Origin of the sequence: Mesorhizobium sp. KR9-304 (assembly GCF_040049215.1) — a bacterium.
Taxonomy (GTDB): domain Bacteria; phylum Pseudomonadota; class Alphaproteobacteria; order Rhizobiales; family Rhizobiaceae; genus Mesorhizobium_K.
In genome coordinates, this window is sequence record NZ_JBDZDN010000001.1 from 2,179,623 (window position 1) to 2,198,488 (window position 18,866).

Below are 18,866 nucleotides of genomic sequence, written 5' to 3' on the forward strand. Positions count from 1 at the left end.
GCGGCTCCAGCTCTTGATCAAGATGCCGGACTAGAGAATGCCCGACTTGAAATCGTTCCATATCTGGAGCCGGCGGTCGAGGTCCTCGGGCTTCTGGAATATGACCAGCTTGTCCCAGAAGCCTGCATCGGCGGAATCGAGGATGTTGGTGATCTTCATAGCCTCCTCGCTCATGCCGGCGGCACGGGCGGATTCTGCGCTAAGAATGCCGTTGTTCGTCGATTTGGTGATGAAGCGAGCCTGCCACTCTGGGCTCAGATTATCGTTCATAAACTTGTAGACGATCGGCCTGTCGCCCTTGGGAGAGATTGCCGCGCAATCGATCCAGGTTGGGGTGCCTTCCTTGGGCAGTGCGTATTTGAAGTTCTTCCCCTTCGCCTGGAGCGAAGTGACCACGGCGACATTCTGACAGTAGCCGATGACCGCTTCATCAGCTGCGTAGATCGTGGAAGCGTCGTCGAAGCCGCGCGCGATGACCCGGATCTGTCCGTGAAGAACACGCAGGGCATCTGTGCACTTGCTGAACTCGTCCTCTGTCAGATTGAACGGGTCCTTGGCGCCGACATAGAGCGCGATCATCGGAAAGGTGATCGTGCAGTCGTCGAACATATTCACCTTGCCCTTGTATTTCTCGGCCCAAAGCGTCGCCCAGCTGTCGGTCTCCGCCTCGGCGACGACGTCTGCATTGTACATCAAGGGCTGAGTGCCCCAGTTGTAGGGGATCGCCACCGTTTCCCCGCCGACTTTCGTGAAGTCCTTCCAGGGCAGATTGGGAGAGACGTTTGTTGTGTTGGGCAGCTTCGACAGATCGAGACCCTTGATCAGTCCGGCGTCCTTGAACCTCGATAGAGACCCCGTTTCGATGTAGAGGATGTCCGGCTGGACCGCGCCCGAAAATGGCTGCGAGTAAAGTTCGTCGACCGAACCGATGCGCACGGCTTGGACGTCGGTGTCGTTAGCGCGACCCCATTCCTGAATCCACTCGTCGTCGTGGTAGGTCTCCCAGGTCAAGAGCAAAATCTGTTCGGACGCGTTCGCGGGCCTGATGATGTTCGGTGCAAACAGCGAACTGGCGATCGTGGCGCCCCCAGCCTTCAGAATGGTACGGCGGCTGACAACGGCTTCATTCAGAGGTTTTTTCATGCCCGGTCCTTTCCCATGTTTCTGACTGTAGGGCAGCAATAGCCGTGCCAGAATGTCCTATAGCCGCTGGCGCGATTTTGCGGCTGCGCAATCGCGCTGGCAAGTTGTTGATTTGTAAGCGTATCGCTGCCCAAACACGTGACTGAAACGTGCAACTGCGCTGTGATGCCTCGTTTCTGACGTCGCAACTGTGATTGATCAGTCTCTCGCGTGAGACGTCGGAGTGGTTTCCAGGATGGCCTAGCCAAACCGTTGCGGCGAAAAGGCTTCGACGGACAGGCGCGGCGTCGTTCCGGCAATCAGATCGGTCACGAGATGGCCGGTACAGGCGCCCGCGGCCATGCCGATATGACCATGACCGAAAGCATGGACCACATCGCGGCTACGTCGGGAATGACCGATCACGGGCAACGAATCCGGCATGCTTGGGCGAAAGCCCATCCACAGCGACAGACGGCTATCCGGATAGCTATCCTTGAGGCCGGGAAAAAGCCGCTGTCCGAGCTTCAACAGGTTGCGGGCCCGCCGCCAGTCAGGCGCTGCGTCCAGCCCGGCAAATTCGACTGTTCCCGCAATCCGCAGCCCCGTCTCCATCGGCGTTGCGACAAACTTGCCGAAGGTATCCAGCACCGGCTGCCTGGGGCTGGATTCCGGGTTGCTGATTACGACGTGATAGCCTCGCTCCGTATCGAGCGGAACTGCATCGCCGAGTTTCAATGCCAACTGTCTGGAACGTGCGCCGGCGGCAACCACCGCGCGATCGGCGGCCAAGAACCCATTATCCGTTCGCAGCCCTACAAGTCTTCCGTCGACCAGATCGAAGTCTTGCACTTGGGCGCGCCGGACGTGTCCGCCGTCGCGAACAAAGGCGCTGGCAAGGGCCCGGACGAACGACTGTGGGTTGACCGTGTGACCATTGCCGGGGAGGAATACGCCCAGTCTATAGTCTCGCGACAGGGCCGGTTCGTGTTGCCAAAGCGCCTCGTTTTCCAATACCGAGTATTCGATGCCGTTCCGCGCACGCAATTGCCAGGCGAAGGCGTCAGCCTCGAAATCTAAACGCGACCGATAGGCCATGAGGTGACCGTCGCGCCGCATCAGATCGCGAGCACCGGCGTTCTCGACGAGCGGCAGATATAGGCCGGGGGAATCCCGAAGCAGACTCCCCAATGCAGCCGCCTGCTTCTCAACTTCCACTCGGGATCCAGCCTTCAGGAATCGCAGCAGCCAGGGCGCGATGCGCGGCAGGTACGCCCACCGGATCGACAGCGGCCCAAGTGGGTCAAGGAGCCAGCCCGGCACCTTTGATAGGTTGCCGGGCATGGACATCGGAACAACGGACGAGGGGTTGAAACACCCGGCATTGCCGAAAGACGAGCCGTTCGCGATTTCGTCAGGCTCGACAATCGTTACCGCAAAGCCCTCTCGCAAGAGCAGGCTTGCGCAGCAAACGCCGATGATCCCTCCGCCAATGACCGCGACATGAGTCTTCTTGACTTTCGCGAAGTCGCTCAAGCGCAATTCCTCGAGCGAAGCCCGTCGAAACGGCCGTCGATGTAGACCAACGGCTGGAATTCGGCGTCGATCAGCTTGGTTTCCACCACCTCGCCAAAAAGCACCGTGTGTGTCTGCACCTCGACCGCGCGGTGGATGCGGCAGTCAAAACAGGCCAGGGCGCCCGACAGCGCCGGCGCGCCGGTCGACAGCCTCTCCCACGTGCATAGTTCGAATCTGCGGTGGCGGTTCTCCGAGGAACTGAAAAGCCGCGCCGTCTCCACATCCGCCTCGCTCAACACATTCACGCAGAACCGCCCCGATGCCAGCATCAGGTCGTGGCACGAGACAGTCTTGTTGACGCAGACAAGAAGCAGCGGCGAAGGATCTGCCGAGACAGACGTTACAGAAGTCGCAGCAAAGCCGTGCGGAGTATCTCCGTCCATGGTCGTGACGATGGAAACGCCAGCGGCAAGTCTGCGCATCGCCAGCTTGAATTCGATGGGGTCAGGCATGTGTGTCTCCTCAGGCCCACCGCTGACACCATGTATCCCGGCATGCCGGGCGGTGATGTCGGTGGTCGAGGAGGGCAAAGCAATTCACGTGCCAGACCGAAGCTGGCTTGAACCATAAAACGCCAAGGCGGGGGCGGCCTTGGCCTGCGACTGTCTAGGCGCGAACCACCTTTTGGGCGACGATCCCATGCGCGCGCATCTTGCGGTAGAGCGTGGCCCGGCTCATATCGAGAGCCGCTGCCGTTCGGCCGACGTCGCTGCCAAACTGAGCCAATGCGCCAACGATCATCTGCCGTTCCGCGTCGTGAAGCGCCTGTCGTGGATGCGACGCCTTGTCGGGAACTGCGCCATTGGGCGCCGTCGATCCAACGAGGTTCGTCAGCAGAAGGTCACTCAGTTCGATTATGCCATTTTCGCAAATGCGGCGCGCCCGCTGCAAGACATAGCGCATTTCGCGAATATTTCCCGGCCAGGGATAGGCTTCGAGCCCGGAAATCGCCGCCGGGCTGAGTTCGGCGTAGGGCGCGGTGGTGTCCGAGGCAAGCAGACGGCGTGCGATGTCAACGATGTCGCTGCGTTCCCGCAGCGGCTGCATCTCCACGATCACGCCAGCCAGGCGATAGTAGAGATCCTTCCTGAAACGCCCATCGGCGACGGCGGATGAAAGGTCGTTATTGGTCGCAGCAATGATGTTGATGTCGATCGTCTGCGTTCTCGCCGAGCCGAGCGGACTGACTTCGCCAGTTTCCAGGACGCGCAGCAATCGAGTTTGCAGGGGCAGCGGCATATCCCCGATTTCGTCAAGGAAAAGGGTGCCTCCGTCGGCTTGCTTCAAGCGGCCGACATTGCCGTCGCGCTTGGCGCCGGTGAAAGCGCCAGCCCCGTAGCCGAACAATTCGCTGTCGATGAGTGAATCCGGGACTGCCGCGCAGTTGAAGGCCACAAACGGCTTGGCGGATCGGTCGCCTTCGCGGTGCAGCGCCGCCGCCAGCGTGTCTTTACCTACCCCTGTTTCACCGAGGAGAAGGATCGGCAAGCGGCTGCCGGACACGCGATGCAGCAGTCGCGAAAGAGCCTGTTGTCGAGGATGAGATCCAAGGCATTGTTCAATCGTCGGATAGTCCGAAGGGATGACGTCGGTTGTGTGTTCGCGCAAAACGGCTGGTGCTGGCGACTTAGAAACCACCCGCTTGCCCGCTGGCAACCTTGGAGTGACAACTTCGGCTTCGCACAACGCTTCGGAATCGATCTGGCGCAGGCCAGCAAAGCGTCCGTCGCGCGCAATGCCGTCGCGCGCTTCCGGAGTGTTCTGAAAAAGGTCCCACAGGGTCGTCCTGTTGAGGCGTTCTGCGATGGGGCCGAACCTGTGGCGCGCCTGCGTGTTGGCGCCGACAATGCGCTGATCTCCGTCCAACGCCAGCAACATTGCCGGGCCGTTGCCTCTGATCTTGATGATCGAATTCGCCACAAAATGATTGACGAAGAGCTGATTGCTCAGCCTCTCGGCCGTGCTCATAGTCAGGCCGGCAGCCAGATTGAATGTTTCGGAAGTGACGCGCGAATTGCCTGTCGCAACGTTGAGAACGCCGATCATTTCTGCGTCAGCCGACATCACCGGCGCGGCAATGCAAGAAAACGACGAATAGGCACGGAAATAGTGATGTTTGCCCAGCACCATGACAGGGCGACGCTCCACGATGCATGTCCCAACGCCGTTCGTGCCAACCGAACCCTCCGCCCAGACCGTGCCCGGTCTCTCGAACTTCAGTTCTTCGTCGTTGTCTCTGTCACCCTGATAGCGAAGGATGATGCCCGCCATGTTCGAGAAGCTGGCACAGAAGTTCGAGCCGCGTAGGGTCGACTGCACGAACTCCAGTTCGTTCTTGATCGTTTCGATGCTGGGGTCAAACGGTTCGCAGTGCGCCACGACCTCTTGGTCGGTCAACGAGGAAAGGCTGGGCTTTGCATCGCGATCGAAATCATACCGCTCCCGGCAGCGCTGCCACGAACTCTCGATGTTGGCGATCGCGTTGACCGCAGACTCGGCGACAACAAGGCGCGATTTGTCCATCCGTACCCGACCCTCTTCACTGTCTACAAAGTACGCAGCTATGAAAGTTGCCGTCAACAGAGGCAGTCAGGTCACCGGCGCCTATGCCAAGCGCCTCGTCGCATCGAGTCAGAAATGAGACGGGTTTCGCTGCGGCGCGACGGCCCAACCAAAACGCGGCGAGATTTGGAACCTCACGGCCCGGAAATCCGCGCGATGTGAGCTTCGCCGCATATTGGCATGTGCCTTGCTCCGCTCTCCGTTGCCTGAAACGGGGAAGGATATTGTGATGAAACTCGCATTTTTTATGATGCCAATGCACAACATGAACCGCGACTATCACGCGACCTTGATGGAGGACGTGGAGTCGGTGGTGCTGGCCGAGAAACTCGGTTTCACCGAATGCTGGGTTGGTGAACACTACACTTGCGAGATCGAACAGATATCCTCTCCCATTACGTTCCTCGCGTTCGTTGCAAGCAAGACCAGCAAAATCAAACTCGGTACCGGTGTACTGCCTTTGCCGCTCTACCACCCGGTGATGGCCGCATCCCACGTCGCCCTGCTTGACCATCTGACCGAGGGAAGGCTAATCTTGGGTGTCGGCACCGGCGCTCTCGGTTCGGACTTCGAGGCTTTCGGCATGCCGAACGCCAACCGCCCCGAAATGATGATGGATTCCCTGGATATCATCCAGCAAATCTGGTCGGGCAGCGCGCCTTACGAGATCAAGGGCAAATACTGGAACGTCACTCTCAAGGACAATGTCTGGCCCGATCTTGGTGTTGGCTCATTTGGCAAGCCGTATCAACTGCCGCATCCTCCGCTCGCCCTTTCCGTCAGCAGCCCCAATTCCAATTCCATCCGTATCGCGGCGCAGCGCGGCATGATGCCCATTTCCGCGAATTTCGTAGCGTCCTGGGTCGTGAAGACGCATTGGGACACCTATGCCGACGAGTTGAAGAAACTAGGTAAGAAGCCTGACGGAAACCAGTGGCGCGTAGCGCGGTCGATTTTCGTCGCCGATACGGATGAGGAGGCCGAGGCCTTCGTGAAAACGCGCAATGGCGCCTATGACTGGTATTACGACTATATGTTCACCGTGTACCAGCGTCTCGGCTCGGCCAAATTGCTGGCGCCGACGCCTGGAATGGACGAGAGCGAGATCACCTACGAAAAGGTACGGGACAGCTTCGTCATCTACGGAAGCGTCGAGACCGTCACCCGCAAGATCCTCGAATTGCGCGACGAGGTCGGACCATTCGGCACACTCTTGATGACCGCGCACGACTGCACGGAAAAGGCGGTCATGCACAAGTCCATGGAACTCCTTGCCACAAAGGTGATGCCTGCGGTCAATGTCGAGCTTGCAAGCAGCCGCGCGAAACTCATCGCCTGACGCAAGCAAGATCGGAGACACGCATGCAACCTACCGAGCTGGACATTCTGAAACCAGGGAAGCTCTGGTGGAACTGGTTCGGCGAGCACTATTTCGTGCCGGCCTACACGGTCTTGCCCCGTACGGAAGAAGAGGTGCGCGAGGCCGTCCTCAAAGCGGCGAAACTTGGAATCCCGGTCCGTTCATCCGGCAGAGGCCACGCCAATACGGCAGCGGTGCCGACGCCAGGCGTCCATATCGACTTCAGAGCTTTCAACGAGGTTCTCTCCCTCGACAAGGAGTCGATGCAGGTAACGGTGCAGCCGGGGATCAGCGTCGGCGAGTTGAGCCGCTACCTGCGGACGCAGGGTATGTCGCTGAACAATCAGGGCGACATCGACACGCAGTCCGTCTGCGGCGCGATCATGACCGCGACCCATGGTGCTGGAATAACGTTGCCCTGCATGTCGATGCAGATGATCGCCGCAAGGATCGTTACAGCCGACGGCAGCTTCCTGGACCTTTCGGCAGAGGCCGACGGCGAAATGTTCAAAGCCTTTCGGACTTCGATCGGCATGTTTGGCGTCGTTGTCTCAATGACGCTGCAGGCGGTTCCGTCATACAACATCTTGAAACGCTCCTGGAATGCCGACATCGAAGACTGTCTCGGCGGACTTCATCGGCGGCTCGAGGACAACCGCACGTTCTGGTTTTTCTGGCTGCCGAGGCGCGAATCCGCCGACCTGTTCGTCCTGCCGAGCGGCATTCCCAACAAGGCCAGCCGCGACTATGACATTTGCCATATGCGCAGCTACAACGCTTTTCCGGTTGCGGAGCCGCAGCCGGACCTGGAGCAGGGCGAACAGTTCGACCATAGCTCGGTTATCTTCCCCAATCCCTATGAGCCGAACTTCCGCGAGATCGAATACGCCGTGCCGTTCGAAGATTTCGAGGCGACTTTCGACGAGGTCCGCCATCTGTTCCTCAACAAGCACAAGGACTTTACCTTTCCCGTCGAATGCCGACCGGTAAAGGCGGATGATTCCTATCTCAGCGCCTACGCGGAGCGTGACGGCTACGCGCTGTCGGTTTCGGGACCCCTGGAAACCCCCACATGGGCGATGCTGAAGGACGTCGACGCCATTTTCGAGCGGCATAGCGGCCGGCCGCATTGGGGCAAGCATCATTTCATGACGGCCGCGAGGCTGGAAAAGCTTTATCCGCGCTACGACGCCTTCAAGGCCATGCGTCGCGAGATTGATCCAGCCGGAATGTTCCTGAACGACTTTCTGCGCCCCCTATTTGCGTGAACCCGACCGAAGGACCAGAGATGAACCGGCCCAACCTCGAACAGACTGATGTCGTTCGCAAACTGATCATCGATGGCAAGTTTGTGATGCCCGTCGCGGGGCAGACGTTCGGAACCTACAATCCGGCTACCGGTGAATTGCTGGCGACCGTCGCCCAAGGGGACGCGGAGGATATCGATATCGCCGTAAAGGCCGCCCGGCGGGCTTTTGAAGGGCCGTGGTCGAAGTTCACGCCTTTTCAGCGACAGGAAGTGCTCCTGAAATTTGCTGACTTCGTCGATCGCAACTTCGAGGAATTCAGTATGCTCGATACGCTGGACATGGGGATGCCGATATCGCTGACGCGCGGGCGACGCCAACGCGCCATCGGCATGATCCGTTTCTATGCGTCCATGTGTACGGCGATCACGGGCCGTACGTTGCCCAATTCGCTGCCGGGCGACGTCTTCGCCTATACTCTCAAGGAACCGGTCGGCGTGGTGGGGGCCATCACGCCCTGGAATGCGCCGCTGACGTCGACGATCTGGAAGATTGGCCCGGTGCTTGCGACCGGCTGCACGATGGTTCTGAAGCCGGCTGAGGACGCCCCACTGACCGCACTGCGGCTTGGCGAACTGGCGCTCGAGGCAGGTGTGCCGCCGGGCGTGATCAACGTGGTGCCGGGACTGGGCACCGTGGCCGGAGCGGCGCTTGCGGCTCACATGGATGTCGACAAGGTCGCATTCACGGGGTCGGACGCAACCGGGCGGCAGATCATCGAGGCGAGCAAGGGCAATATCAAGCGTCTCATGCTCGAACTCGGCGGCAAGTCGCCCGACATCGTCTTTGCCGACGCCGATTTGGACCGGGCCGTGCCCGGCGCTGCCATGGGCATCTTCGGCAACAGCGGCCAGATTTGCAGCGCGGGCTCGCGGTTGCTTGTTCAAAGGTCGATCTACGACGCCTTTGTCGAACGCGTGGCGGATTTTGCCAAAGGGCTGAAGGTCGGAAACGGCGTGGAGACGGAGACACAGATCGGTCCCGTTGTCTCGAGCCGGCAGATGAAGCGAGTGCAATCTTATCTCGGCATAGGCGTCGACGAAGGCGCCGAAGTCGTCGCGGGCGGCAGCCGCATCGTCGAAGGCCAACTTGGAAAAGGCTATTTCCTTGAGCCTACAGTAATGAAAAACGTTGTCCCTACGATGCGAGTGGCTCAGGAGGAGATTTTCGGGCCAGTCGTCACTGCGATCCCGTTCGATGAACCCGAGGACGCCCTGCGCATCGCCAACGGCACGGCATACGGCCTCGGAAGCGGCGTCTGGACCCGCGACGTCGCCAAGGCACACGTCGTCGCCAGAGGCATCCGCTCCGGCACGGTGTGGGTCAACTGCTATGGCCTGCTTGATCCGGTCATCCCGTTCGGAGGCTACAAGATGAGCGGGTACGGCCGAGAGTCCGGGCACGATCATGTCGAGGAATATCTCGCTACCAAATCCATCGTCCTCCAGAACGGATAGGACTGCACGCATGGCGATCAAGCGCAGCGATTTCACGGGACGGTTCCACCGGATCGTGGAAGCGGGCAATGTGATCTACCTCGCAGGGGTCACCGCGAGGAATGCCGGCGAGGATACCGGCACCCAAACTGCCGACGTCCTGACCCAGATCGACGAATTGCTCGCGAAGGCAGGCGTGTCGAAACGCGATGTCGTCGCCGCGAATATCTGGCTGGCGGACATCGGCGATTTCGCTGCGATGAACTCTGCCTGGGACGCGTGGGTGGACAAGGAGCATGCACCGGTGCGTGCGACTGTCGAATCCAGATTGGCACGCCCTGGTCTCAGGGTCGAAATACAGGTACAGGCGGTAAAGACCGCCCAACCGTCGTCTCTCGCATGAAACCCGGCACGCCCGGTCGAGGCTGCAATCCAGCGGAAGGGCGAACGCGCTCGACCAAGGGAGCGCGGATGCGCGACTCGAAATTCCCGGCGCCAGGGAGCGCACGTCGCGGTTACCCACTGCCGTTGCAGCGATGCCATCAACCCTTTTTGCAGGCGTTGCGAGAGGTCACGATACAATCCAGCTTCTACCGTTCCCCCGTTGATTTCAGCATCGGTCAACTCGCGACGCCGAACAAATTCTCCTGCTAACACCGTCGCCAGATTTCTGAAGAGATTTTCGCACGCCAACCCCGGCATTCACCATAGCAGCGGTAGGGCCGGAAGCGCGGGAAACGAGCATAGTAATTGTCGCCAAATTGAGTCGTAATATGTCGACCGAACACTTCTGAGCAAGTGTCCCCACTGGCGCTTACACGCGAGATGCGTTATTCTATAGAGCTTAGAATAGGTTCATAAGGGCTTTATTCAGTTCTTGGGAAAGATTCGAACTCCAAACATCGTATCGGACGTTCATCGCGTCGAACATCAACCCTCCTGGCGTAGGCAAGGGTTCAACGTAAATTTTATCTTCCTCAGCACCGAGTACGCTGAAAAGGATTTGATCAGCGTCCATGAGTGGGCACAACAACAGGGTCTCGAAAATCCTCGCTGTATCTCACCCCAGACGCTTCGCTGGTCGGCGCTATTCCAGCCGCGCTTCTTCGAGGCAATGCGGCGCGCAGCGATCTCAACCGAATCCAGTCTGTGCTTGGCCTACCCCGGTTCGGAATGCCTGCTCGCCGATGCCGACAGCCGACTGAGCTTTTGGATGCAATCGGTCCTGTTTCTCGCCGCCGTCACCCTGTCGGCGGCGGTTGTCCAAGACCGAGCATCCGAAGGGACGATCGCGAGCAAATATGACAAGCTGTGGCAGGCCGGGCTCTTGGAGACTGACGTGCCGAAGCTTGCTGGCACAGGGCTTTGCCACGCTGTCGCCGCCCTGGCGGCCCGGAAGGAGGACCCGAAGCTCCGCAGGCTGCTTGACCTGCGGGACGTTTTTGACCAAGCCGTTGCCCGGCTCGCTACCTCCGTCAGCGCGAGGGCTGTGCGGGTGCGCCAGATCGACAGGTCTGATCCCCGCATGACGCGGTTCGGCTTTGTCGGCGACCTACAAAGCGGCGTGACGGGACTTGTAGCCGTTATCGTTTATGGCTCGAGCGTGCTCAGTGATCATTTCGCCGATTACGACGTGGTGCTGGTCGTCGACGACGCTGAAGCTACGCTGAGCGCCCTCTCCAACACCAGTCCGCGCTGGGCCGGCAAGGAACTGAACGTCGGCATCTACACGCCGCGGCAGTTGTGGGACATGCAACTGCTGTCGGGAGACAACCTTGCCGACTATGGGCTCTGCGTATTCGGCGAGGTCGAACTGCCACAAAAGCGGACGCCGCTGCTGCTCGCCCGCAATCTGAGCTTCGGCATGGTGCGCCTGCGCCAGCAACTCGGCATGATCGGGCATGCGCTGGCAGCAAATAATTCGGATGGCGACGACCGCCGGAATCTATATAGTTACTTCGTGAAGATACCCGCCAATATTGCCAAGGGCACCTTTGGTGCGGCCGGGCAGCATTGGCCGAAGGAAAAGATCTGGCAGTGGCTGGCGGAGCATTGCGGCTTCGACGCCAGCGGCCAGGAGCAGCGGGTCGCCATCGATGGGCCCGCAGGACCGCTGGCGGCGGCCGCCACGGCCACGGAACGCACGCTGAGACGCCTTGACGAGGAATTCCGGATACTAGGCCCCGGCTGAGCAGGGATCGACGATGGCAAGAGCGACGAAGTCCTTTGGATATGCATCCGAGGTGCTGCTCGACCAGTGCGCCGACCTCGATCTTCCGATCCGATTCCTCGGCGGCACGTCGGAGGGATTTACCGTCGAGGGACCGGTCGGAGAGATCATCCCGGTCCGCCTGGTCGCCAGCGGCGACTCCATGCTGGAGCAGGTCCTGCGCGGTCTGTCGGTCACCTTCGACCGGCTTGAGCTTCTCACGGTCGGCGAGAGCAAGGAAATCCGGCTGCTGACGCCGAAGATCGCCGTCGCGAAGCTGCTGCCCTCCGTCTACTCCTTCACCAACAACCGCTACGGCATCGTGCCTGGCACCGAGCTGGTGCGCACGCGGTTCTGCGGCGAGCTTTTCCGCGCCATGGCCCGGCGGCCCGGCGGCAGGCGCCTTTCCAATGCCTTTCTCGGCCTGGTCGACAGCGACCGCGGGCCGCTGCTCGCCGAACATGTCGTGGTGCCGGGCAACCTCGAACTGCGCGTCAAGCGCTACCACATCGGCTCGCCGGTGCACCGCTACCGCTACACCGAGGCGCACGAGACGGCGTTCGGGGCCGGGCCGCTGACTCGGTGGAGCCGCTTCGAAAATCCGGTCGTCTGCTTCGACTGGCGCAATCCGCTGCACGACGATGAAGGCAACCGGCTCGCCGACGAGCCCCTCTCCGACGACTACGCCGCCATATGGATGGACGACAGTGTGCGCGCCAAGGAGCTAGCGTGCGACACCTTCGCGTGGATCGAGGAACTTTTCGCCGCGCGCGGGCTGCAGCTCATCGACATCTGCTTCTTCATCGACCGGACCGGCTCGGTGATCTTTGGCGAGATCAGCCCCGACTGCATGCGGGTGAGGAGCAGCGCGTCCGACAACAGCGAAGCGCTGGACAAGGACCAGTGGCGGTCGGGCGGCGAGCCCTCCGCCGTGCTTGCCCGTTACGAGGAGCTATACAGAATCGTATTCGGGGGGTGAGCGCAGTCTTGGTCGCAAAGAGGAGGCTTCCGATGACCTTGATGACCATCAAAAACCGTAGTTCGAAGATCTCGCCGGGGGGCGTGCTGACGCTACCGCTGTCGGCGCGCAAGACCTTGCGGATGGAGCCCGGCAAGGGATTGCGCGTCACCGTCAGCCTGCAGAAGGACGGCGTGGCGCTGAGGCCCGCGCCAGGCAAGTCCGGGGCGCGCGTGTCGCCGAAGGGGCAGATGGAAGTGCTCGGCGAGCCCCGCGCGGTGCTGGAGAAGGCTGCGCAACGCCACTACTGGCTCGAGCTGGACGACGAGAGCCAGACAGTGTTGCTGCGCCCCTATGCGGAGCGCTGAACGGCCCGCCGTGATCGCCCTTGACGGGCATGACGGGAGCGGCAAGACCACACTTGCGAAGGCCTTGGCCGAGCGCATGGACGCCCGGTATGTGCGGACCTTCGGCAGCCCGCACGGTGCAGCGCTGATGGCGGCCTATCGCAGGCGGGACAGCGGCGGCGTGCTGGAGGCCGGGGTAAAGGCCGTCGAGGCAGCGCTCGATCTCGCCGCCGGCGGGCCGGCCGTACTCGACCGGGGTTGGCTGACGGTCGCGACGCTAGTTCCCGCCGACCTCTTCGCCGCCCGCTGGTGGCTCTGGGTACCGACGGCCCTGCTGTGGTGCGACCTGCCGACCACACTGGCGCGGCTTGGGCAACGGGGGGCTGAAACGCCGGAGACAACCGCTTGGCATGCCGATTTCCTGGCGATCTACGAGGACCGCCGGCTCCTGCGTGATGGCCCGACCATTCGCACCGATCTGAAGAGCGTGGAACAGTGCCTGGACGAACTCGAAACGTTGCTCCGGGAGAGCGCGGATTCTGTCGCAAGCTCTGATGCCAGGGCGGGACGGCGATGAGATCGATCGATGTCCGCGCGCCGATCATGACCGGTCCCCGCGCGACGGAGGACTGGACGCTCTCCGTGCCGGTGGACGCGTCGGATGTCGGCGTCCGCGTCGAGCTCTGCGGCATCTGCACGCCGGAGCAGCGCGTCTACAAGGGAACAAAGCCGACCTATCCCTATTGGGGCGGGCACGAGCTTTCCGGGACGGTCGCCTTTCTGCCCCAGGAATCCCGGACCGAACTGCAGGTCGGCGACCGGGTCGCGATCCTGCTGATGCGCCGCTGTGGAGAGTGCCGCGCCTGCCGGAGCGGGCTCGATAACCACTGCGCCTATCTCCATCCGGAGGCCCGGTCTGGCCTGCCCCAGGGGCCGGGCGGGTTTGCCGACCTGCTCGCGGTGCCTGCCTACAAGGTCTTTGCCGTGCCGCAGCACCTGCCGGCCGGGCGCATCGCGCTCATCGAGCCGGTCGCCTGCGTGTCGCGCGGCGTCGGGCGTGCGCGAGCGAAGGCCGGCGAGACGGTGGCGGTGATCGGCGGCGGCACGATGGGCCTGCTCCACACGATCCTGCTGGCGATCAGAGGCTGCGCCGTCCATGTCTTCGACGATGACGAGGTGACGCATGGCGCAGCGCTCGCTGCCGGTGCGACAGCCGCCGGGCCTCTTTCCCAGCTGTCCGACCCGAAATGGGTGGAAGCGACGACGGACGGCTGGGGCTTCGACTGCGTCTTCTGCACGCGTTTCGGCGCGGATGCCGTTACATCCGCAATCGCCGTGGCGGCGCGCGGAGCGCGGATCGTCCTCTACCAGTCGATTCCAGACACGGACCAACTGAGCATAAGCGCCAACTTCCTGCACTATCGCGAGATTGAGCTGATCGGCAGTGTTGCGCAGAGCGCCGCCGATGTTGCCGCCGCGATCGACATCATGGGCCGCCGTCACGACCGCTTCGATGCACTGAACATCGAGATCATGCCGGCTTCCAGTGCGCGCGATGCGTTTGAGCGCGCGCTCGATCCCCGCGTCAACCGGGTCATGATCGACTTCCGGTAGGGTTATCGCGCGGACAGCGCCGCGGCGATGTCGGCGCCGATAGGTAGGATTTCGACACCGTCCGGAAAGTTGTCGTTTCGTCCAACGCTGTCGGTGACGATCATCCGGTCGATGCCCGAGCGGTTCCGATTCTCCCTCGACCACGGCGTGAACAGCGCGTGCGCGACGGCGAGCGTCACGCCGCTGGCGCCCGCCTGCCGAAGGTGGAACGCCGCCGAAAAGGCCGTCTGGCCGCTGTTGATCTCGTCGTCGATCAGGATGACTGCGCGGCCTGCGACATCGCCCAGAATCTCGATGCTCTCGCGGCGGTCGTCGCGGTCGTGGCGATGCTTGCGCATCACGGCGAAGGGGCGGGCGATCGCAGCAGCAAGCTGCTCCGCCCGCTTGGCGCCGCCGAAGTCGGGTGATGCGACCACGGCATCTGCTCCAACTGAGTTGCAGAGATGACGCGCGAGCGTCGGGGCGAATGGCACGTTGACCACCGGGCAGCTGAAGGCGGCCGCAAGCTGTGGCGTATGCAACTCGAAGGTCAGGACGCGGTCGACTTGCAACGTCTCGATTAGCCCAGCGAGCATGCGGAAAGGCACGGAACCGCCTTCGAAGTTGGGGCGATCCGAGCGGGAATAGGGGAAGTAGGGAAGGACGATGGTCACCTTTCGCGCGCCCCGCGCCCGCACCGCGTCGATGGCGAGGAAGAGTTCAAAAAGCCGGTCGTGCACGCAATCGTGGAATAGCTGAACCACCGCGACGTCTGCGTCGGCCGGCATCGCGTCAGGAAACACCGCCATCTGGCCATTGCTGAAGACTTGCGTCCTGAGGGGCGACAGCGTGGACCGGGGAAGCGCCGCCTGCATGGTCGCGGCGAAGCCGGTCGCTGCCTCCGCCGCGACGATGCAGATGTGCCGGCCCTTCGGCTGCACAAAGGGAGCCAAGTCCGGCCCGCTGGCGACGTTGACCTCCGCCTGCGGGACGCGCATCGAGCTTAAGCCAGTTCGAGCTCTGTCACGTTCGGCACGGAGAGCAGCTTTGGCAGGATATCGCCCCAGTCATGCTGCAAGGGCACCTCACCCTGATCCGGCCGGATGAGGTCGAGGAAGGCCGGCGGGATGTCGATCCCGCAGATGCGCCGCATCTGCTCCAGCACGAAATAGATCGCCGGTCGCATCTCGTATTTGTAGGCGATCGCCGCCACCTCGGCCCAATTGACGTTCGCGAGTTCCTTGTGAAGCACGGCATGAAGGTCGCCGAACATCAGCAGCCGGAGCGAGTTGTAGAGGAACGCCTCGTGGTAGAGGCGGGCCGACAGGAACCACACCGCCCCGGTGACGGACTGTACGCGCAGGATGCGGCCAAGCCCCTTGGCCAGCCCGACGCCCGACCAGATGTCCTGGACGTCCATGCCGACCGACAGGTTCACATGCATATCGATGAAGATCGGCATGTGCAGCTTCTGAGCGCCGTCGATGTATCCCTTCACATGGCGGTAGCGAAGCTGACGCGGGACCGCGGCGGCGGGGAAAGGGGACTCGACCGACTCGATCCTCACAAAGACCGGCAGCGAATAGGTGTCGCGGAAGGACCTCTCGTCGAGTTCCTTGCGCTCGGGATGCCAGTCGCCGTTCGAGGGATCGAAGATGCCGTGCCGGTAGCCGAGGTCAAGCATGACGCGCTGGACGCGCTGCGCGTCGGCCGGATTGACCATGATGTCGAGGTCGGTCATCGGCCGGAGCAGCGGGTCGGGATAGTAGAGCAGCGACAGGTCCGGTCCCTTCACCAGGAACCAGGAAATGCCCTCCCGGTCCAGCGCATCGAGGATCTCGGGCAGGTTGCGAAACTCCAGCACCGACCGGATCTTGGACAGGGCCGTCCAGCACTGGATGTAATGCAGCGCCTCGGCCGGCAGCGAAGCCAGCAGACCGAGCCGACGCAGATGGTATTCGACCAGCGGCACGGTCCGATTGTTCTCGGCGCGCCAGACGATATAGGCCCAGTTGACTGGCTGCCCGCAAAGACGCCGGAGCCGGTCGTCGTCTTCCGGGCGGAGATAGGCCCGGCACGTCATCAGCAGAATCGAGTCTTCAGCAGACAACCGAAGCATGGCTGAGCATCCTCATACCGCTGCGTGGCTATTTTGAACTCTTCGAAGGGTTGAGTCCGTCAAGCGTCTCCTTCAGTTCGGCGAACTGCTGCTCGAACGATGAGAAACTCTGGTCGACGTTCTGCCCCAGCAGTTGCTCGAGGCTGAGCGCCTCGTCTTCCTCCTCTTCCGACGACATCAGCTTGTAGATCGAGCCGATCGGCAGGAGCTTCGACAGTATCTCGCCGCCGCGACCGGTCTCCGCGCTGTCGCGGATCTGCTTGATGGCGCTCTCCGCCAGCACGCCGTCGATCATGATGACGAGCTTGCCGTCCTCCTCGTCGATGGCGTAGCCAAACAGTCGGGATCTCGCCATCGCTCCTACCTCCGGGCCTTCTTGAGGCCTTCCACGTCGCTGCGCATCTGCAGAAGCTGCGCCTGTGCGGCGAGGAGCTTGGCGAATGCGGCGGTGACGGCCTTGGCCGACTGCGCGTCAGCGCCTGAACCCGTCATCCTGACGGGGCCGCGGCCGATGCGGCGGCCGACGAGGCCGGCATCGGCGGCGCGCGGCCATTTGGATTTCTGCGAGCCGCTGCGCTTCCCCTGCTTCCCGCCGCCCCGCCCGGTGATGTCGACGAAGTAGCCCGGCAGTTCACCGCCCGGGCCGCGCGGGCGGAACTTCGGCCGCCGTTTGCCCCCGCCGCCCCCGCCGCTGCTCTTCAGATGACGCTGCAGCCGGATGAGCCCGAGCGTCAGCTGCTGGGCTTGCTGGTCGAAGCCCGCCTGCAGCCTTGCTAAGCCCTGGGCCAGGCGGGATATGACATGGGCCTGGTGCGCCACGACATGATCGCCGCGCCGATTCGCATTCCCGGCGAGTGTTTGGGCCGCGCTGGCCGCACCTCGGAAAGCCTTGCTCATCCTGCATCCTCCTCTTCTTATCGTTGACGCCTGCGCGCGTTTGAATGGCCCTTGCTACGGGCGGTTCGTGTCGTTCAGGGGGCGCGTTGCGCAGCTGCCGCTACCTCGTCCGGCCGTAGGAAGTTGTAGACAGGAGCCTTCTCCTTCGCCGGCGGCCGCTTCTCAGCGATCACGCCTCGTCGGTAGGTCGAGTCCCGAGTCGGGTCGATAAGCGCGTATTCCGGGAATCCGCCGGTATTGTAGAGTTCCTGGCACAGCGGGTAGGGCGCGTCCTTCTCGCCGTAGTGCGACCAACTGCTCATCTTGCAGACGCCGCGGCAGACCGAATAGAAAACGCAGTTGCCGCACACGCCCTTGACCGCGCCGTTCACCACGTCGCGCAACTCGTGGAAGAACGGGCTGTTGCGCCAGATGTCCATTAGCGGCATCTCGAAGGCATTGCCGGCAATCATTTCCGGATCGTCGTAGGAGGCGCTGCACATGGAAACCTGTCCGTTGGACAGAATGCCTAGCACGTTGTCGCCCCAGCCGCAGGTGTGGATGCCATTCAGATATTTGAGCGGCATCAGGGCCGGCGGCAGCGTCATGTAGGCCGAGCCGTTCTCGAAATGTGGGGATTCCAGCAGGTTGCCGATCAGAGTCTCGCATTCGTCGAGCGTGATGGCGTTGTCCAGGTGGCCGCGGGCGTTGCCCATCGGATGGATGTTGAGCAGGGTTCGGTGCTTCTTGATGCCCCAGCCGAGCACCAGGTCGACGATCTGGATCACCTTGTCGTAATTGTTGCGGTAGGCCGTCGTGGTGACGACGGTCGCGATGTCCGTCTGGCCGAGTTGCTGCAGCACGTTCGCCGTCTTGGCGAAGGCGCCTGTCTTGGCCCTGAACCGGTCGTGGGCCTCCGGTTCGAAATGGTCGAGGCTGATAAAGATCGTCAGGTTCGGAAGCTTCTTCAGCCGGTCGATGGTCGACGCGTCGAACAGTGTCCCGTTGGTCTCCAGGACCAACTCCTTCAGGCCGCAGGAGCCGAGATACTCCATGACGGCCATGAATTCCTTGTGGACCATAGGCTCGCCGCCCGAGACCTTCACTTTGCGAAGGCCATGCGGCAGCGCCTGTTCGATGAGGCTCCGGATAGTTTCAAGGTTGAAGTCGATGCCCTTGGCCTTCGGTCCTACGCCCTCAATATAGCAGTGCTGGCAACCAAGATTGCACTTGCGGGTCAAGAACAGATAGATTGTCTTGATCTCGTCTTCGACAACGATCTTCTTCGATAGTTCACTCGCTACGAGGCCCTGTAGCGATTGGCGGGTCAGATGCACGTCCGCAGGTGTCGAAAGCCATGCAGGTTTACTCATGCTTTCCTCCTCTCGTCTGCACTAAT

18 protein-coding genes are annotated in these 18,866 nt (G+C 61.8%); 9 read left to right on the forward strand and 9 right to left on the reverse strand.

The window, feature by feature from the left end; all coding sequences use genetic code 11:
• Nucleotides 1–30: 30 nt before the first annotated feature.
• The 4 genes from ABLE71_RS10530 to ABLE71_RS10545 all read right to left on the reverse strand — a co-directional run bounded on the left by ABLE71_RS10530 (nt 31) and on the right by ABLE71_RS10545 (nt 5,223).
• Entirely contained in the window at nt 31–1,143 is a 1,113-nt protein-coding gene (locus ABLE71_RS10530) for an extracellular solute-binding protein (protein ID WP_348783285.1), read from the reverse strand.
• Between the two features lie 240 nt (nt 1,144–1,383).
• Nucleotides 1,384–2,658: an FAD-dependent oxidoreductase gene (locus tag ABLE71_RS10535; RefSeq protein ID WP_348783286.1), complete on the reverse strand. Its 1,275-nt coding sequence runs from the start codon at nt 2,656–2,658 to the stop codon at nt 1,384–1,386.
• Nucleotides 2,655–3,152 (reverse strand): flavin reductase family protein, encoded by a 498-nt coding sequence (locus ABLE71_RS10540; RefSeq protein WP_348783287.1) that lies wholly within the window; start codon nt 3,150–3,152, stop codon nt 2,655–2,657. The genes ABLE71_RS10535 and ABLE71_RS10540 overlap by 4 nt, the downstream gene beginning before the upstream one ends.
• Nucleotides 3,153–3,306: 154 nt before the next feature.
• Nucleotides 3,307–5,223 carry a sigma-54-dependent Fis family transcriptional regulator gene (locus tag ABLE71_RS10545; RefSeq protein WP_348783288.1) on the reverse strand — a complete coding sequence of 639 codons (1,917 nt, stop codon included), beginning with the start codon at nt 5,221–5,223 and terminating at the stop codon, nt 3,307–3,309.
• A 226-nt stretch (nt 5,224–5,449) separates the two neighbouring features.
• On the opposite strand from ABLE71_RS10545, the gene ABLE71_RS10550 reads away from it, so the two are divergent.
• The 9 genes from ABLE71_RS10550 (at nt 5,450) to ABLE71_RS10590 (ending at nt 14,493) form a co-directional block, all read left to right on the forward strand.
• The gene (locus ABLE71_RS10550) at nt 5,450–6,601 is read left to right on the forward strand and encodes an LLM class flavin-dependent oxidoreductase (RefSeq protein ID WP_348783289.1); all 1,152 of its coding nucleotides are present in this window, start codon (nt 5,450–5,452) and stop codon (nt 6,599–6,601) included.
• Nucleotides 6,602–6,624: 23 nt separating this feature from the next.
• Complete coding sequence (locus ABLE71_RS10555) at nt 6,625–7,890, forward strand: D-arabinono-1,4-lactone oxidase (RefSeq protein WP_348783290.1); 1,266 nt, start codon at nt 6,625–6,627, stop codon at nt 7,888–7,890.
• Nucleotides 7,891–7,910: 20 nt separating this feature from the next.
• Nucleotides 7,911–9,386, forward strand: a complete 1,476-nt coding sequence (locus tag ABLE71_RS10560; protein ID WP_348783291.1) for an aldehyde dehydrogenase family protein — start codon at nt 7,911–7,913, stop codon at nt 9,384–9,386.
• Between the two features lie 10 nt (nt 9,387–9,396).
• Nucleotides 9,397–9,768: a RidA family protein gene (locus ABLE71_RS10565; RefSeq protein WP_348783292.1), complete on the forward strand. Its 372-nt coding sequence runs from the start codon at nt 9,397–9,399 to the stop codon at nt 9,766–9,768.
• Between the two features lie 474 nt (nt 9,769–10,242).
• Nucleotides 10,243–11,556 (forward strand): hypothetical protein, encoded by a 1,314-nt coding sequence (locus ABLE71_RS10570; protein ID WP_348783293.1) that lies wholly within the window; start codon nt 10,243–10,245, stop codon nt 11,554–11,556.
• Between the two features lie 13 nt (nt 11,557–11,569).
• Nucleotides 11,570–12,553, forward strand: a complete 984-nt coding sequence (locus ABLE71_RS10575; RefSeq protein ID WP_348783294.1) for a phosphoribosylaminoimidazolesuccinocarboxamide synthase — start codon at nt 11,570–11,572, stop codon at nt 12,551–12,553.
• Between the two features lie 32 nt (nt 12,554–12,585).
• A complete protein-coding gene (locus ABLE71_RS10580) occupies nt 12,586–12,900 on the forward strand; it encodes a hypothetical protein (RefSeq protein WP_348783295.1) in 315 nt (104 codons plus the stop codon).
• Nucleotides 12,887–13,456, forward strand: coding sequence for a hypothetical protein (locus tag ABLE71_RS10585; RefSeq protein WP_348783296.1), 570 nt, complete (start codon nt 12,887–12,889; stop codon nt 13,454–13,456). The genes ABLE71_RS10580 and ABLE71_RS10585 overlap by 14 nt, the downstream gene beginning before the upstream one ends.
• Nucleotides 13,453–14,493 carry a medium chain dehydrogenase/reductase family protein gene (locus ABLE71_RS10590; protein WP_348783297.1) on the forward strand — a complete coding sequence of 347 codons (1,041 nt, stop codon included), beginning with the start codon at nt 13,453–13,455 and terminating at the stop codon, nt 14,491–14,493. Before ABLE71_RS10585 ends, ABLE71_RS10590 begins: the two co-directional genes overlap by 4 nt.
• Nucleotides 14,494–14,495: 2 nt before the next feature.
• Here ABLE71_RS10590 and prs read toward each other — a convergent pair whose 3' ends face one another.
• The 5 genes from prs to ABLE71_RS10615 all read right to left on the reverse strand — a co-directional run bounded on the left by prs (nt 14,496) and on the right by ABLE71_RS10615 (nt 18,840).
• Nucleotides 14,496–15,470, reverse strand: a complete 975-nt coding sequence (gene prs / locus ABLE71_RS10595) for a ribose-phosphate diphosphokinase (protein ID WP_348783298.1) — start codon at nt 15,468–15,470, stop codon at nt 14,496–14,498.
• Between the two features lie 5 nt (nt 15,471–15,475).
• Nucleotides 15,476–16,591 (reverse strand): nucleotidyltransferase family protein, encoded by a 1,116-nt coding sequence (locus tag ABLE71_RS10600; RefSeq protein WP_348783299.1) that lies wholly within the window; start codon nt 16,589–16,591, stop codon nt 15,476–15,478.
• A 28-nt stretch (nt 16,592–16,619) separates the two neighbouring features.
• The gene (locus ABLE71_RS10605; RefSeq protein ID WP_348783300.1) at nt 16,620–16,946 is read right to left on the reverse strand and encodes a hypothetical protein; all 327 of its coding nucleotides are present in this window, start codon (nt 16,944–16,946) and stop codon (nt 16,620–16,622) included.
• A 5-nt stretch (nt 16,947–16,951) separates the two neighbouring features.
• Nucleotides 16,952–17,488: a hypothetical protein gene (locus tag ABLE71_RS10610; protein WP_348783301.1), complete on the reverse strand. Its 537-nt coding sequence runs from the start codon at nt 17,486–17,488 to the stop codon at nt 16,952–16,954.
• A gap of 74 nt (nt 17,489–17,562) precedes the next feature.
• Nucleotides 17,563–18,840 carry a radical SAM protein gene (locus ABLE71_RS10615; protein ID WP_348783302.1) on the reverse strand — a complete coding sequence of 426 codons (1,278 nt, stop codon included), beginning with the start codon at nt 18,838–18,840 and terminating at the stop codon, nt 17,563–17,565.
• Nucleotides 18,841–18,866: the final 26 nt, after the last annotated feature.